General features: G+C 59.0%; 13 protein-coding genes. 12 read left to right on the forward strand and 1 reads right to left on the reverse strand.

All coding sequences use genetic code 11. The features are described 5' to 3' along the window. The first annotated feature begins 13 nt into the window (after nucleotides 1-13). The 12 genes from OZX64_RS02765 (at nucleotide 14) to glnA (ending at nucleotide 14,842) form a co-directional block, all read left to right on the forward strand. The gene (locus OZX64_RS02765; RefSeq protein WP_277173676.1) at nucleotides 14-580 is read left to right on the forward strand and encodes a signal peptidase II; all 567 of its coding nucleotides are present in this window, start codon (nucleotides 14-16) and stop codon (nucleotides 578-580) included. Continuing rightward, entirely contained in the window at nucleotides 577-1,503 is a 927-nt protein-coding gene (locus tag OZX64_RS02770; RefSeq protein ID WP_277173677.1) for an RluA family pseudouridine synthase, read from the forward strand. Before OZX64_RS02765 ends, OZX64_RS02770 begins: the two co-directional genes overlap by 4 nt. Before the next feature lie 77 nt (nucleotides 1,504-1,580). After that, nucleotides 1,581-5,150 (forward strand): DNA polymerase III subunit alpha, encoded by a 3,570-nt coding sequence (gene dnaE / locus OZX64_RS02775; RefSeq protein ID WP_277173679.1) that lies wholly within the window; start codon nucleotides 1,581-1,583, stop codon nucleotides 5,148-5,150. A 457-nt stretch (nucleotides 5,151-5,607) separates the two neighbouring features. Then, nucleotides 5,608-6,990, forward strand: a complete 1,383-nt coding sequence (gene hisD, locus OZX64_RS02780) for a histidinol dehydrogenase (RefSeq protein ID WP_277173681.1) — start codon at nucleotides 5,608-5,610, stop codon at nucleotides 6,988-6,990. Between the two features lie 67 nt (nucleotides 6,991-7,057). Further along, nucleotides 7,058-7,456, forward strand: coding sequence for a GNAT family N-acetyltransferase (locus OZX64_RS02785; RefSeq protein WP_277173683.1), 399 nt, complete (start codon nucleotides 7,058-7,060; stop codon nucleotides 7,454-7,456). Between the two features lie 210 nt (nucleotides 7,457-7,666). Next, nucleotides 7,667-8,833 (forward strand): histidinol-phosphate transaminase, encoded by a 1,167-nt coding sequence (locus tag OZX64_RS02790; RefSeq protein ID WP_277173685.1) that lies wholly within the window; start codon nucleotides 7,667-7,669, stop codon nucleotides 8,831-8,833. Nucleotides 8,834-9,350: 517 nt separating this feature from the next. Beyond that, nucleotides 9,351-9,953, forward strand: a complete 603-nt coding sequence (gene hisB, locus OZX64_RS02795; protein ID WP_277156145.1) for an imidazoleglycerol-phosphate dehydratase HisB — start codon at nucleotides 9,351-9,353, stop codon at nucleotides 9,951-9,953. Continuing rightward, nucleotides 9,953-10,798 (forward strand): hypothetical protein, encoded by an 846-nt coding sequence (locus tag OZX64_RS02800; RefSeq protein WP_277173687.1) that lies wholly within the window; start codon nucleotides 9,953-9,955, stop codon nucleotides 10,796-10,798. The genes hisB and OZX64_RS02800 overlap by 1 nt, the downstream gene beginning before the upstream one ends. A 163-nt stretch (nucleotides 10,799-10,961) precedes the next feature. Beyond that, on the forward strand, nucleotides 10,962-11,660 hold the full coding sequence (hisH, locus tag OZX64_RS02805) for an imidazole glycerol phosphate synthase subunit HisH (RefSeq protein ID WP_277174944.1): 699 nt from the start codon (nucleotides 10,962-10,964) through the stop codon (nucleotides 11,658-11,660). Nucleotides 11,661-11,832: 172 nt separating this feature from the next. Next, the gene (gene priA, locus OZX64_RS02810) at nucleotides 11,833-12,561 is read left to right on the forward strand and encodes a bifunctional 1-(5-phosphoribosyl)-5-((5-phosphoribosylamino)methylideneamino)imidazole-4-carboxamide isomerase/phosphoribosylanthranilate isomerase PriA (RefSeq protein WP_277173689.1); all 729 of its coding nucleotides are present in this window, start codon (nucleotides 11,833-11,835) and stop codon (nucleotides 12,559-12,561) included. A 146-nt stretch (nucleotides 12,562-12,707) separates the two neighbouring features. Then, nucleotides 12,708-13,364, forward strand: coding sequence for a beta-phosphoglucomutase (pgmB, locus tag OZX64_RS02815; protein WP_277173691.1), 657 nt, complete (start codon nucleotides 12,708-12,710; stop codon nucleotides 13,362-13,364). A gap of 140 nt (nucleotides 13,365-13,504) precedes the next feature. Then, nucleotides 13,505-14,842, forward strand: a complete 1,338-nt coding sequence (glnA, locus tag OZX64_RS02820; RefSeq protein WP_277156141.1) for a type I glutamate--ammonia ligase — start codon at nucleotides 13,505-13,507, stop codon at nucleotides 14,840-14,842. Nucleotides 14,843-14,998: 156 nt separating this feature from the next. Here glnA and OZX64_RS02825 read toward each other — a convergent pair whose 3' ends face one another. Continuing rightward, nucleotides 14,999-15,922: a hemagglutinin gene (locus tag OZX64_RS02825; RefSeq protein WP_277173693.1), complete on the reverse strand. Its 924-nt coding sequence runs from the start codon at nucleotides 15,920-15,922 to the stop codon at nucleotides 14,999-15,001. Nucleotides 15,923-16,244: the final 322 nt, after the last annotated feature.

Genomic DNA, 16,244 nt, shown 5'->3' on the forward strand with positions numbered 1-16,244 from the left:
TTCGGCCATCGATATGAAGAAGGTATCTCCTCAACGGCCGCGCAATCGTGTGGCCGTTTTCGCTATCGTCGCGCTCTTGGCGCTGTTGGCCGACCGGCTGACCAAACTGTGGGCGCAGGTCGCACTGGCCGACGGCAGGACTGTCGTCATCATCCCCAGGGTTCTGTGTTTGACGTTGCTGCGCAATCCCGGGGCGTCGCTGGGGATGGGCTCGTCGGTCACTTGGCTGATTTCCTGCTTGGCGTTCGTGGCCTGCGTAGTGTTGGCCTATCTGTCATTGACCAGGACCTCACTATGGTGGACGGCTGCGCTGACGTTGGCGTTCGCCGGGGCGTTCGGCAATCTCATCGACCGTGTTGTTTTCGCCCATGGGTTCCTCAACGGTTCGGTGGTGGATTTCCTGAACTACGGCTGGTCTGTCGGCAATGTGGCCGATATAGAGCTTGCAATCGCCGCGGTGCTTATCGTTCTTCTCCTCTTGGCGAACGTGCCATTTGGCGATCAAGAAAGCGACGATGGTCAGGATGCCGCAAAAGAACCGGCCGGAAGCGTCGAGAGTAGGGGAGCGGACAGCCGATGAGCCGACTGGTACCTGCCCCGGATGCTTTGATCGGCAAGCGATTCGATGTTGCCGTCGCCAAGATGCTTGGTGTCTCGCGTTCCAAAGCCGTCGAATTCATCGAAGCCGGTGAAGTGTCCGTATTGCAAAGAAGCATTTCGAAATCCGGAACGTTGGCCAGCGGCGATACCGTCGAATTCGATATCGTCGAGCCTGATCCCGAACCTGAACCGTTGGCAGAAGGCATGGCCGTCGTCTATGAGGATGACGATATCGTTGTGGTCGACAAGCCGGTCGGTGTCGCCGCGCACGCTTCCGCAGGTTGGACGGGGCCCACGGTGTTGGGCAGTCTGCTGGCCCGGGGAGTGCATATCACCTCTATGGGGGCTCCCGGCAGGCAGGGCATTGTCAGCAGGCTTGATGTCGGCACCAGCGGGCTTATGCTGGTTTGCAAATCCGATCTGGCCTATCGTGAAATGCGCCGCCAATTCGCCAATCATGAAGTGACCAAAATCTACCATGCCTTGGCTCAGGGCAACTTGACCCACGACAAGGCGACCATCGAGGCCCCTATCGGACGTGCCAAGGTCTCGGATTTTCGTTTTACCGTCACGCCGCTTGGCAAAAAGGCGATCACGCATTTCGATGTGTTGGAACGGTTCAGCGAAGCGACGCTGGTGAGCGTCAACCTTGAGACGGGCCGTACCCACCAGATCCGCGTGCATTTCTCGTCCATCGGCCATCCGCTGGTAGGTGACCCGATGTACGGGGCCAATCCCGTATTCGCGCAACGTCTGGGACTGACCCGCCAGTGGCTGCACGCGATGCGTCTGGAGTTCAGGCATCCTCGTACCCACTTACACACCGTGGTGCAGTCTCGGTATCCCGCCGATCTGGCGCATGCCCTCAATGCCGTGCGTGAGGACAAACGCGAAAAAGAATAAATGCGGCAAAAGCGTATAACCTCAAAATGATTCGCTGAAGGCTTTCCGGGTCTCGCCGGCTCGGTATCGTGGAGACCATGGCCAATTCCGGAAATTTTGTTCAGTTGCATAACCACACGCATTATTCGTTGCTCGACGGTGCGTCCAAGATTCCCGACCTGATCAACCGTGCCAAAGAACTTGAAATGCCGGCCATCGGTATCACCGACCACGGCAATATGCACGGTGCCTACGAGATGTGGAGCAACGCCGTAAGCGCCGGTATCAAGCCGATCATCGGTATCGAAGCCTACGTCACCCCCGAAACGTCGAGGACCGACAAGACCCGTGTGCACTGGGGGACAGAAGCCCAACGAAGCGATGACGTCTCCGGTGGCGGCTTCATCACCCACATGACCCTTTGGGCCGAAAACGACGAGGGGCTGGTCAACCTGATGAAGGCCTCGTCCGTTGCCAATCTGGAAGGCCGCGTCGGCAAGTGGCCCCGCATGGATTACGAGGTTCTGGAACACTACCACAAGGGTGTCATCGGCACCTCCGGCTGCCCCTCCGGCATCATCCAGACCCGCCTGCGCCTAGGGCAGTACAAAGAGGCCTTGCGCGCCGCGCACCAGCTGCAGGATATCTTCGGGCGCGATAATTTCTATATCGAGCTGATGGACCACAATCTCGAAATCGAGAAACGTGTCTCCACCGACCTGCTCAAGATCGCAAAAGATCTCGGTGCCCCCATCATCGCCACCAACGATTCCCATTACGTCCACGAGGCCGATCGCGGTTCGCAGGATGCGATGCTCTGCATCAATTCCGGTTCGCATCTGGATGACCCGAACCGCTTCAAGTTCGACGGTTCCGGCTACTACATCAAGTCGGCCGAGGAAATGCGCGAGCTGTTCCGCGACCTGCCCGAGGCCTGCGACAACACGCTGGAAGTGGCCGAACGCTGCAACGTCATGTTCGACGACCACGAGGACGGCGCGTTCATGCCGCTCTTTGACTGCCCGGAAGGCTGGGACGAGACCTCGCTTTTCCTTCACGACGTGCAGGCCGGCCTTGAGAAACGCTACGACGGCAATGTGCCCGACGACGTGCGTCGCCAGGCCGACTACGAATGCGGCGTGATCTGCCAGATGCAGTTCTGCGGCTACTTCCTTGTCGTCTCCGATTACATCAACTGGGCCAAGACCCACGGCGTGATGGTCGGCCCCGGCCGTGGATCGGCGGCAGGCTCGATGGTGGCCTACGCCATGGGCATCACCGAACTCGACCCGTTGAAGCACGGTCTGATCTTCGAACGCTTCCTCAACCCCGAGCGTGTCTCGCTGCCTGATATCGATATCGATTTCGACCCTGAGGGCCGCCAGAAGGTGCTCGATTACGTGGCCGACAAATACGGTCATGACAAGGTGGCGCAGTGCGTCATCTACGGCACCATCAAGACCAAGCAGGCCCTGAAGGATTCCGCGCGCATCATGGGCTACGAGTTCTCGGTCGGCGACCGCATCGTCAAGGCGTTGCCACCGAGCAAGAACGGCAAGGACGCGAGCCTCAAAGAGATGTTCGACCCGACCAGCAAGAAGTATGCCGAGGCGCGCGAGTTCCGTGAGCTTTACGATTCGGATCCGGACGCCAAGCGCATCACCGAACAGGCCAAGGGCATCGAGGGCCTGATTCGCCAGACCGGTGTGCACGCCTGCGCCACCATCATGTCGGCCACGCCGATCACCGATACCTCGCCGTTGCTGGAACGCACCGACGGCACGGTGACCACGACCTTCGAATACCACACCTGCGAAACGCTGGGGCTGGTCAAGAACGACTTCCTCGGCCTGTCCAACTTGACGGTCATCCGCGATACGCTGAAAAACATCGAGCTCAACGGCAAAAAACCCATCGACTACACCAAGATTCCGTTGGACGATAGGCCGACCTACGACCTCTTAACACGAGGCGACACTCTCGGCGTCTTCCAGCTCGATGGCGACGGCATGCGCGCGCTGCTCAAAAGCCTCAAACCCGATAACTTCAACGATATTTCGGCATTGATCGCCCTTTATCGCCCGGGCCCGATGGATGTGGATTCCCACAACAACTACGCCAAGCGCAAGAACGGCCTGCAGCCGATCACCCCGATCAACGACGAGGTGGCCGAGGCGCTCGCCCCCGTCCTCGACGAGACCTACGGCCTGATCGTCTATCAGGAGCAGGTGCAGTCCGCGGCGCGAATACTGGCCGGTTACTCGCTCGGCCGAGCGGACGTGCTGAGGCGCGCGATGGGCAAGAAAAAGCCCGAGGTACTGGCCAAAGAGCAGGTGCCGTTCTTCGAGGGTATGAAGGAGCACGGATACTCACGCAAGGCCGCACAGGACGTCTGGGACATCTTCGTGCCCTTCGCCGGCTATGCGTTCAACAAGGCCCATTCCGCCGCCTACGGCCTGATCTCCTACTGGACCGCCTATCTCAAAACCCACTATCCGGTTGAATTCATGGCCGCCCTGCTGCAGAACGAACGCAGCAACAAGGACAAGACCGCGCTCTACCTCGGCGAGGCGAGGCGCATGGGCATTAAGGTGCTGCCGCCGGATGTCAACGAATCCCGGCTCGAATACGCGCCTGTCGGCGACATCATCCGCTTTGGCCTGGGCGCCATCCGCAATGTCGGCGACAAGGCCGTGCAGGACATCATCGCCGAACGCGAGACCAAACGCGGCAAGTTCGTCAACTTCATGGACTTCATCCGCCGCGTGCCGCTGACCGCGCTCAACAAGCGTCTTGTCGAATCGCTGATCAAGGCCGGCGCCTTCGACTCCATCGACCCGAACCGCCGCGCCCTCTTCCAGATTCACGAACCCGCCATCGACTCGGTGGTGAGCCTCAAGCGCAAGCAGGCCGAAGGACAGTTCGATCTGTTCAGCGATCTGGGTTCCGACGGCGATGACGGCGGAGCTGGAGCGGACGCGATGGGGGACGCCCAGGTCAGCGTTCCCGATATCGAGGAATGGGACAAGAAGACCAAACTCAACTTCGAGCGCGAGATGCTCGGACTCTACGTCTCCGACCACCCGCTTTCCGGCATGGCGTCGGTGTTGAACAGCCTGCGCGACATGTCCATCGCCCAGCTGATCAACAGTGCGCCGAAGATGGACGACCGGCAGCAGGTCACCATCGCCGGACTCATCACTTCCGTTGACAGGCGTGTCTCCAAGAAGGGCAATCCCTGGGCCATCGTCACCATCGAAGACATGGAAAGCTCCATCCAGTGCATGTTCTTCGGACGCGCCTATACGTCGGCCGCCGAATCGATGGCCGTTGACGAGGTGGTCCAGATCCGCGGGCAGATCGAGCTGCGCGACGAGACGGTGAGCTTGCGGGCCAACGAAATGGAAGTGCCGAACCTGGTGGACGAAGACGAACGCCCGTTGGTGCTTACCTTGCCGCAGACCGCGCTGAATCGTTCGCATGTCATGCATCTGGGGCAGATTCTCACCAAGCATCCCGGGGTCTGTGAGGTGAAGCTGGCGATCATGGATTCCAATGGCAATGCCCAGGTGCTCACGTTCGGTGACCGGTTCCGCGTCAAACGGGATACATCGCTGTTCGCCGAAATCAAGATTCTTTTCGGCCCCAAGTGTCTGCCTGCGGCGTAGCCTGCGCCATTTTTGTTCCAGCACATGTGGTGAATGGATGACGCCAATATATTCGGGCGTGCTTCTATTCGGGCGTGCTCATCGACGGATGCTCATTGAAACCGGTTCTTTTCAATGAGCATTTGTTCATCTTTAGCCATCTTGGTGCCGCCAACCCCCTCCAAAAATGACGAATGAGTGTGAAATTCGCGTTTTTTAGGGGTCTTGGTGCACCAAGATGGCTGAAAATGGCGAATATGGTGTGGATTCTTTGATTTTTAGGGGTCTTGGTGCCACCAACATCTCTAAAAATGGAGAATGTGTTGCTGCTTCGTGACTTGTTTGGCGGAAATATGGAGTGGCGTTCGAATACACGAGAGAAATCGCCGCTGCATTCCGAAGATATCTCAATATATGAGTGTTTAAGAAGATGGACGCAAGGTCATAGCTACCATGAACGAGTATGGATAATCAAACTATGCGAATTATCGATCTGCGCGGAAAGCGCCTCACACGCGCGCAAATGCTGGAGGCCATGCCTCGTGCCGAAATGGGCACGAACGAAGCCAGCAGCGCTGTGCGCCCTATTCTCGATGATGTCAAGGCCCGTGGAGCTGCGGCCTTGCGTGATTTCGAGGAGAAGTTCGATCATATTCGCCCGTACCATCTGCGCGTGCCCGTCGAGGCGATGCAAAGCGCGCTGGAAGAGCTGGATCCGGAGGTTCGCGCCGCCATCGAGGAATCGGTGCGTCGTATCCGCAAGGTTTGCGCCTCGCAGGTGCCGAAAGATTTTTATACCGATCTGGCCGAGGGCGCACGTGTCGCTGAGCGCTGGATTCCCGTCGAACGCGTCGGTCTTTACGTGCCCGGCGGCAAGGCGGTCTATCCCACTTCCGTGATCATGAACGCTGTGCCGGCCCAGGTTGCGGGCGTCTCCTCTCTCGCCATCGCCACGCCTCCGGCAGCCGATAACGACGGTCTGCCGAACAAGACCATCCTCGCCACCTGCGCCATTCTCGGCGTCGACGAGGTCTACGCGGTCGGCGGGGCACAGGCTGTTGCCATGTTCGCCTACGGCGCCAACGGCAGCGAACCGCAGGACGGCGAAGTGCTGTGCGAACCGGTCGACAAGATCACCGGTCCCGGCAACATTTTCGTGGCCACAGCCAAATCGATGGTCTCCGGCATCGTCGGTATCGACGCGGTCGCAGGGCCTACCGAGATCGCGATCCTTGCGGACAAGACCGCCAACCCGAGCTGGGTGGCCGCCGACCTGATCGGTCAGGCCGAGCACGACGAGCTGGCCGGTTCAGTGTTGATCACCGACAGCGAGGAACTCGCCAAGAAGACGCAGGAAAGCCTTGATGATCGCGTGCCGCGCACCATGTCGCACGAACGCGTCGCCACGTCGCTGACCGGTCGCCAGTCCGGCATCATCCTGACCGATGGGCTTGACCAGTCGGTGGATGCTGCCAACGCCTACGCCGCCGAGCACTTGGAAATCCAGACCGCCAACCCCGATGAGGTCGTGCCGCGCATCAAGAACGCCGGCGCCATCTTCCGCGGTCCGTATTCGCCGGTCCCGCTGGGTGATTACATGTCCGGTTCCAACCACGTGTTGCCCACCGGCGGCACTGCCCGCTTTGCCTGCGGTCTGGGGGTGCACACCTTCATGAAGCCGGTCGAGGTCATCGAATACGACGAGCAGGGCCTGAAGCCTTTGGCATCGCTGATCAACGCCTTCGCTGTTTCCGAGGACCTGCCCGCCCACGGCGAGTGCGTGCTGAGCCGCTTTGTCGACGATCCTTACGACAAGGCCACCTTGAAGGAACAGGAACGCAAGGCCGGTCTGCGCAAGTAGCTAGTTCGATGCTCGGAATCATGAGATGCGTTAGCGGCAAGGATGATTCTTTTGGAAAGGCATGTGCATGATTATCGTTTCAGATGACCGGAAAATCGACGCCAAACAACTGGCATCGGTGTTCGACAGGTCGACGATTCATCGGCCGACCGGTGACCTGAAACGATTGCAGACCATGCTCGATAACAGCGATATTCTGCTGACTGCGTGGGACGGCGATAAGCTGGTCGGCGTCGCCCGCGCGTTGACGGATTTCAGTTATGCGTGTTATCTCTCCGATCTTGCCGTCGATGCGGATTATCAACGACAGGGGATTGGCAGGAAACTGGTCGATGGCGTTCGCCGGATCATCGGGCCTGATGTGTCGTTGGTGCTCTTGGCGGCAAGTGGTGCGATGCAATATTATCCTCGTATCGGTTTCCGTCATGTGGACAACGCATTCACCATTGCCAGACGTCCATTCTAAAAGGTGCTTATTAGCCGCTTTTCGGCACGAATGATATCGGATGCGGAAAAGTGTCCACGAGCTGTGGCTTATTGATTGCTTTTGGCGAAGAAACGCTAAAATGCTAGAAAATGTTTAATTTCAATTATCCAGTAACGCTTCCCGGCACGAACGAGGTTGTACGTCGGGAATGCGTGAGTATCGCAATGAATGATTGCGATGAAGGGAAAGATGATGAGCGATACCATTCCTACTGGCCTGCCGCTGCGAAATGACTTGATCGGCGAGGTACCGTATGGTGCGCCGCAGCTCGACGTACCGGTGTGCCTGAACGTCAACGAAAACCCGTACCAGCCCGCGCCGGCGGTGGTCGATGAAATCGCCGAGGACGTCCGTAGGATCGCTCCGAGCTTAAACCGTTATCCCGACCGCGAGCATACCGCGCTGCGTCAGGCCTTTGCGGATTATCTCGAACGCGAGTCGGGTGTGAAGCTCGGCGTCGAGCAGCTGTGGGGCGCCAACGGCAGCAACGAGATCATGCTCCAGCTCTTCCAGGCCTTCGGCGGGCCGGGTCGCAAGGCGCTGGGCGCGGACCCCACCTATTCGATGTACCCCGAATATGCGCGCGACACGTTCACACGTTGGGTCACGGTTGATCGCAATCCCGATTTCTCGCTCAATCTTGAGGCTTTGCTTGCGGCGATGGAACGCGAACAGCCGTCGATCATACTGCTGACCAGCCCGAACAACCCGACCGGCACCATTCTGCCGCCCGATCAGCTTGAGGCGGTGCTTAAGGCCGCACAAAACGCCAAGGTGGATGGCGCTGCAGCCGGCGTACACCCTGTGGTCGTGGTGGACGAGGCCTACATCGAATTCCGCACTCCCGGCACGCCGAGTGCGCTTGAACTGCTGGCTGGTTACCCGAACCTTGCGGTGAGCCGCACCATGAGCAAGGCCTTCGCTTTCGCCGGCGCTCGTGTGGGCTATCTGGCCGCGGCACCCGGCATCATCGATTGCGTGCGCATCGTGCGCATGCCCTACCATCTTTCCGCCGTCACCCAGGCCACGGCGCTCGCGGCGTTGAAACACACCGACGAGCAGTTGAGCCAGGTTGAGCATCTTCGTAAGACACGCGAAGCGACCGCCGCATGGCTGAAAACGCTGACCTGGCATGGCAAGCCGATCCGGGTGGCGGATTCGCAATCCAACTTTGTTCTCTTCGGCGGAGCGTTCGAAGACCGGGAACGTATTTTCGATGAACTATTGAAACGTGGCGTCCTCATCCGGGTGGTCGGGCCTGCCGGTTGGCTGCGTGTGTGCATGGGCACCGACGAGGAGATGACCCGTTTCCGCGAAGCATTAACGCAGGTGCTGGCACAGCTTGAAAACGAATAGCGGCCATCGCGATTCGTTGTGTCGGACGAATCGGGTCCTCTGCCACGTACTCATCGGCAACGCCGGCTATCGCAATCCATGGCGTTGGAGAAGGAGGAAACCGTTGGGAGGGGAGGTTTTCTTCGTCTTCCGTGCGTCGGCAGAGGACGTTGTCGCAGCGTGTTGTATTGGTCACGGTCACTTGGTTCCTGGCCTGCCAGATAGCCTGACGACAATGGCAGATGTTTGGCATAGCGCGCAAGAGCAAGTACATATAAACGGGAATCGGTGACACGGTCGCATCCCGCGAAAAACTTTCGATTTTCCATCGTATACTTAAGTTGCGCATCTTCTGTTTTGGCTCGCCTGTTGCGTCATCGGCGTGGAAGGCTGCTGGTGGGGACAGGCGCTATTATCTGATGGAGGCTGGGTTTGCGACTGATCGTCGAGACGATGCGTAAGAGGCGATTTCACTTGGCCTCGCGATGAATTATGATGGTATGAGCGTTGCGTTGTGTACAGCGACAAAGGAGTGGATATGGCGAGAGCGGCTACGATAGTACGCGAAACCAGCGAATCCAAGGTGGAGTTGAGCCTGAATCTTGATGGCACCGGAAAAACCGACATCGACACCTCGGTGCCTTTTTATAATCATATGATGACCGCGCTCGGCAAGCATTCGTTGATCGACCTCAAGATTCGTGCAAGCGGCGATACCGACATCGACGTGCACCACACTGTCGAGGACACGGCCATCGTCTTCGGAGAAGCGCTGAAGCAAGCTCTAGGCGACAAGCGGGGCATCCGCAGGTTCGCCGACGCCACCGTGCCGCTTGACGAGGCGCTCGCCCGTGCCGTGGTCGACATCTCCGGGCGTCCCTACGCTGTGTGCACCGGAGAACCGGCAGGGTTCGAATACGCGATGATCGGCGGCCATTTCACCGGTTCGTTGGTGCGTCACGTTATGGAATCCATTGCCTTCCACGCCGACCTCTGCCTGCATATGCAAGTGCTCGCCGGCCGCGATCCGCACCATATTGCCGAAGCCGAATTCAAAGCACTGGCCCGCGCACTGCGGTTTGCGGTCGAACCCGATCCGCGCATCGCCGGCATCATTCCCAGCACGAAAGGGGCGCTGTGATGAACGAACGCAGCGATGACAACGAGCAAAACAACCATTTCGATGGTTTCGACAATTCCAACGACGAAAACGGCGGGTTGTTCAGCGATGAGGAGCTTGAAGCGGCACTGGCCGGTTTCGAAAAGGAATTCGCGGATGACCCTGACGGCAAGGATGTTGACAACAACGACGGGACGGATTCCGACGGCTTAGACCTTGACGGTGACGCTTCCGGCGATACTCGAGGCAGCGGCTCCGACATGCAGTTCGGCGCCGCGAATGCCGGTGCGGCCGGTGCAGCCGGTGCGTATGGAGCGGGCGACGCCTCCGGGCAATCCGACCGTAAGATTACCGATGAGCTTGAGAAGATGGACTTTGACGAGGAGCTCGAAGGACTTCTCGGCAACCGTGCCAAGGTGGCCGTGCTCATTACCAGGCTGATTTCGGCGGAACTGCTTGCCGCATTCTGCCAGATCGCCGATATCTCCGCCGATTGCATTGCCGATGAGAACGGTGCCGTCGCCATTTTGCACAATCTCGACGGCGATGCGCCCGAAGGAGCCGCAAGGGATCTGACGAGCGTGGTCAACGGCATGCCGGCCGTGCTCTCGGTCAACCGTGCGGACAAGCTTGTCTCCACCCTGTACATGGGAGGGGAGCCGGGCCAGCAGTTCGCGCCCCCGGTGCTTTTCGCCACCACGCCCAAATGCGTCGAAGACCTGATGCTGGGCATCACCGACGTCTCCAGGCTCAAAGAGCAGGGCGAGCATATTGTGATGACTGCTGATTTCGACCGTAAGAAGGCCATGGGAGTGATTGCCGACCATACGCGTTCGCGTGGGCGCGGCAAACCCGATATCGAGTAGGGCGTTTGAGCTGGGCGAAGCATAACCCGACGGTGTGCCGCGCAGGAGATGTCGGCAGCGAACCCGGCCGATCCGTTTCGCATGGTGAATGATTCTGATGTGCTGCAAGAATCTGGACGATACTTGAGATATCCGGACAAGTCCATGGAAACGAGGAATGACAATGACCGCAGTGGTGGTGTTCGATTACGGCTTCGGCAATGTACGCTCGATGATGCGCGCACTGGCCCATATCGGTCTTGAGCCGACCCTGACCAGCAATCACCGTCAGGCACTTGAGGCCGATGGGCTTGTAGTGCCCGGTGTCGGTGCGTTCGCGGCATGTATGGACGGTCTCAAAGCCGTTGGCGGCGACCGAATCATTATCGAGCGTCTCAAGGCGGGGCGGCCGGTGCTGGGCGTGTGCGTCGGCCTGCAGATCATGTTCGTGCAAGGCAGCGAAGGCGGAACGGTTGCGAAGGGCCTTGGCATCATCGACGGCAGTGTGGACCTCCTTGACGCGGATGTGGTGCCGCATATGGGCTGGGACACCATTGCCGCACCGAAGGGTTCGGTGATTCTCAGAGGGCTTGAGGACCAGCGCTTCTATTTCGTGCATTCCTACGCTTCCATGAGCGCGTCCGTTCCCGCAAGACCTGTGGCTGCGGCGAATGCGACGGCCATGCAGGCCGATGAATATCACGGTCACACACAATCCTCCATCGACGAGGTCGATACGCAAAAGGTGGGCTTCTGCGATTACGGACGCAGCCATTTTGTGGCCTCCTACGAGCGCGGCCCGCTTTCGGCCACCCAGTTCCATCCGGAGAAATCAGGGGAGGCCGGGGCGCAATTGCTCAAGAACTGGGCGGCGACGCTCTGAACCGACAACGACATTGGGGCGTACCTTGTCGCTGAACGATGTCGCTGAACGAAGTTGCGGGCCTATGCGACAGCACTATCGGCGGCGTTGCGCAACGGTCCCGTTTTGGTGTTCGCTATGATGAAGTAACCGGCGATTGACAAGATCGCACGGCATGGTTAAGGAGAACAATATGCTGACATTGCTTCCGGCCGTTGATGTCCGGGGTGGCAGGGCCGTGCGTTTGCGGCAGGGCAAATCCGGTTCCGAAACCGATTACGGCAGCCCTTACGAGGCGGCGCGGACATGGTTTGACGAGGGCGCGGACTGGATCCATCTGGTCGATCTCGACGCCGCGTTCGGCTCTGGTGACAACCGTTCGCGCCTGCGTGAGATCGGCGAAAAACTGGGCGACAAGGTCCATATCGAAATGAGTGGCGGCATTCGCGATGACGCCAGCCTCGGAGCCGTCTTCGCAGCCGGAGCGGCACGGGTCAATATCGGCACCGCCGCGCTGGAAAACCCCGAATGGACCGCCGAAGTCATTAAAAAATATGGAGACAAAGTGGCCATCAGCCTCGATGTCAAAGGCCATACCCTGGCCGGCCGCGGCTGGGTGAGCTCTGGCGGCGACCTCTTCGACACCATGGCCATGCTCGATAAGGCCGGCTGCCGGCGCTACGTGGTCACGGACGTCGCCCATGACGGGATGATGGACGGGCCGAACCTGACATTGCTACGGAAGGTCGCCGAACGCACGCCGGCCCGCGTCACCGCTTCCGGCGGCATCTCGAGTCTTGATGACATCCGTGCGGTCGCGGGACTGGAGGATATCGGCGTCGATGCCGCGATCCTCGGCAAGTCCCTGTATTCGCATGCCTTTACCTTGAAACAGGCGTTGGCCGTGGCGCGGCGGCAGTAGCGTTGTAGCCGCTGGGCTGGTTGGATTTTCGGGCACGACGTATAGCGATATTTTCGGTATGCTGAAAAGTGATCGAAAATGATTGCCGGATGTGTATGATGCCTTCTTGGATGCAATCATGCGAAGAGCAGGGAAAGAGGAAAGCGATGAAAGGTGCGCTTTTTGATTTGGACGGCGTGATCGCCGATACCGCCGTCTATCATTTTCAGGCGTGGCGCAAGCTGGTGCGAGACCACTTCGGCCGCGAGCTGCCGGATGCGCTGGAGGAGAAGACCAAGGGCGTCAGCCGTGTCGACTCGCTCAAGGTGATTCTGGACTATCTGGGCGTCACTGTTCCGCAGGAGCAGTTTGACGCGCTGGCCACAGAAAAGAACGAGGCGTACCGCGCTCTTTTGGCCGGGCTCACCTCGGCCGATATCCTGCCGGGCATCCCCGAACTGATCGAGCAGATGAAACAGCACGGCGTGAGGCTATCGCTGGCCTCGGCGAGTATGAACGGGCCGTTTATCCTTGAAAAACTTGGACTTTCGGATACGTTTGACGCTATCGCCGACCCGAGCAAAGTGGCGGCGGGCAAACCGGCTCCCGACATCTTCCTGGAGGCGGCATCCGAAATCGGCTTCGACCCGAGTGATTGCGTCGGTCTTGAGGACTCGGTCGCAGGCATCACCGCCATCAACGCCGCCGGTGCGTTTTCGGTGGGTGTAGGCGATCCCGACGAACTCGGCCATGCGAAGATGCTGGTACCGGATACCGCAGCGTTGCGTTTCGATGACATCGAAAATGCATGGGAACGTCGGTAATTCCTGGAACATATCGCAGGTCGATAGAGGTCGGATTGCGAATGGCAGAATTCCGCCAATCCGAAACATTCATCGGCCGACTCTAAAGCCGGACTGCGGGTTTAACTGGAATGTAATGTGAGGGTGAGACCATAGTAACTATGGATAAACAGCAAGAATTCGCCTTGCGTACCGTCGAGGAACGCGATGTGCGATTTATTCGTTTGTGGTTCACCGACGTGCTGGGGACGCTGAAGTCCGTGGCCATCGCCCCTGCTGAGCTCGAGGACGCGTTCGAGGAAGGTCTGGGATTCGACGGTTCCGCGATCGAGGGCATGACCCGCGTCTCGGAGGACGACATGATCGTCAAGCCCGATCCGTCGACCTTCCAGCTGCTGCCTTGGCGCGACGGGCCGCAAGGCACCGCCCGCATGTTCTGCAACATCCTGACCCCTGACGGCGAACCGTCGCTCGGCGACCCCCGCCACGTCCTGGAGCAGGAACTGGACAAGGCCAAGGAGAAGGGATTCACCTTCTACGTCCACCCCGAGATCGAGTTCTATCTTTTCCAGCAACAGGATGACTGGGGGGTGCCGCCAACTCCCGTCGACTACGGCACCTACTTCGACCATGTGCCGCGCAGCCCCGGGATGGACTTCCGTCGCGCCGCCGTCAACATGCTCGAGCAGATGGGCATTTCCGTCGAATACTCGCACCATGAGGTCGGCCCCGGCCAGAACGAGATCGATCTGCGCTACGCCGACGCGATGGCGACCAGCGACAACATCATGACCTTCCGCACGGTGGTCAAGGAGATTTCGCTGGAACGCGGCATCCACGCCAGCTTCATGCCCAAGCCCCTGACCGACCAGCCCGGCAGCGGCATGCACACCCACCTAAGCCTCTTCGAAGGGGATTCGAACGCCTTCTACGAAGCCGGCCAGGAGTTCAACATGTCGCTGATCGCCCGCCAGTTCGCCGCGGGCATCCTCTACCATGCCCGCGAAATCAGCGCGATCACCAACCAGTACGTCAACTCCTACAAGCGGCTGTGGGGCGGCAACGAGGCTCCGAGCTACGTGTGCTGGGGCCACAACAACCGTTCCGCTCTGCTGCGCATCCCGCAGTACAAGCCCGGTAAAGGCAATTCGGCGCGTATGGAATACCGTGCGCTCGACCCGGTCGCGAACCCGTACCTCGCATTTTCGGTGCTGCTGGCCAGCGGTCTTGACGGCATCGAGCAGAAGATGACGTTAGCCGAACCCACCAGCGACGCGGTCTGGGACCTGACCGGCGCGGAACGCAAGGCCATGGGTATCGAGCCGTTGCCGGAGAGCCTCGATGAGGCGTTGAAAGTGATGGAGAAATCCGACTTCGTCGCCGGAGTCCTCGGCGAGCATGTCTTCGAATATTTCCTGCGCAACAAGCGTCAGGAGTGGAACGATTATCGTCGTCAGGTGACCCGCTACGAGCTGGAGAAGTTCCTTCCTAAGCTCTAGGAACCGCCTCTTCTGCGGCTCCATACGAATTGCGCCATAAATAAGCCGTTGCTCGTCGGGAAATGGCTTAAATATGGCGTATTTTTGTTTTCCCGTCATAATTGAGCTGATGAGCGCCACTCAGAGGCTCAATTATGACGGAAATGGGTGTGTGGTTTATTGGCGTGGATCGCCGAACCAGTTGTTGTAGATCAGGGCGAAGTTGCGGTTGCCGTAGCTGGAACAGGAGTCGCCCTCGCCGAAGCCGGCCTTCAGCGAAGCGGTATTTGGCTGGTAGGGCGTGTAGACGTAGAGCAGGGCGGTAGCTTGGTTGCGGATATAGACCTGTGAGCCGCCGCAGCTTTTGTTCGGATGGTACTGCACGTAGTTGAGCGTGCCGACATGGTAGCCGTACTGGCTTTCGTGGGCCTGATAGTACTTGAACCGTTTGGCCGAGCCGTAGACCTGGTTGAAGAAGCCGGCATATTGCGGGTCGCAATCGGCGTCGTCCGGGCAGCTCAGGCCCATGGCGGCCTTGTATTGGAAATCGGTGGGGTTGGCCGAACCGATGAGATGCTGCTCCTTTTGCATCACGGTCAGGAGCACTTTTTCGCTGACGCCGCAGGCCTGCGAGGATTTGTAGATGATGGCGCTCGCGGATTCGGCTTTGGCGCCTTTGTAGGCATTGCAGAGACTGTTGGCGGCGATGTCGGTGGTGTCGAAGGTCTTGACGGGCAGGCAGTTCGCCGAGGTACAGTTCGGTCCATGCTTGATAATGAAGGCCTGCACTTCGGCCTGGTTCATGGCGTCCGCATTGAAGAACTGTGCGTCGGAGATGATGTCGCCGGGGTCGAAATCGTATTGCCGCACCATTTCTTCCTGTCGCTTCTGCGCATCCGTGACCTCGATATGCCATTGGACCAGGCGAACGAGTCCCATCACCAAGGCCATCACGCAGATGACCGCAACGATGCCGCCGAGAACGACACTTACTTTCGCAGGAACACTGGCCTTGCGCCACTTGCATTTGTAGCTCGCAAGGAATGCGGCGTGGGAACGGGAACGACTACGAGACTTGGAAGATGAGGTCACAGCAACCATGCTATCGTGCGCCCCTGAGAGTTTTCGGGGGAGTGCGGTTGGAGGTTTGGCGACGCTGGTGGGCGGTTGCGCGTCATGTTTCCTCCGGTAGTGTGTGTTGCTGGAGGTTTTGCGACGTCAATGGCCGATAAAGTGTCGCAAAACCTCCACTAGCTTAGGACGCTGGAGGATTCACGACGCCAAGTGGCGGGAAGGTGTCGTAAGTCCTCCAGTTGTCAGTGTTGGTGGAGGATTCATGACGCCAAGCGGTGGAAAAGTGTCGTAAGTCCTCCAGTTGTCAGTGTTGGTGGAGGATTCACGACGCCGATGGTCGGTTTAGCGT

Source organism: Bifidobacterium sp. ESL0704 (genome assembly GCF_029392075.1).
In the GTDB taxonomy this organism is placed as follows: Bacteria; Actinomycetota; Actinomycetes; order Actinomycetales; family Bifidobacteriaceae; genus Bifidobacterium.